A 265-nucleotide genomic window follows, 5' to 3' on the forward strand; every position below is an offset into this window, starting at 1 on the left:
TCGAGCAGTGGCATGACCTCGGCGAGGTGTCGGTCGCGGTGTGCTGCGTCTTCGATGCCGGCGACCGTAGCGGCCGCCGTGGCCAGCAAGCTGGCCGGCGACGGAGCCGCGGCCGAAACTGCGTCTTCGGCTGCCGGTTTGGCCTCCAGGGCAAAGACATAGCGCCCCGGCTTGCCATGACGACGGCCGATCAGGTCAACGCGGCGGAAGCGGCATGCAGAGAGCGTCAGCACCGTATGGCCGGCCGCATCCAGGTACTGGAAAC

At 68.3% G+C, this 265-nt stretch carries 1 protein-coding gene; it reads right to left on the reverse strand.

The window, feature by feature from the left end; all coding sequences use genetic code 11:
* The coding region (locus RVY79_RS19985) for a hypothetical protein (protein ID WP_317466320.1) at positions 1 to 265 on the reverse strand (265 nt) is incomplete at both ends.

The sequence above is a fragment of the Chromohalobacter sp. HP20-39 genome (assembly GCF_033052815.1).
In the GTDB taxonomy this organism is placed as follows: Bacteria; Pseudomonadota; Gammaproteobacteria; order Pseudomonadales; family Halomonadaceae; genus Chromohalobacter.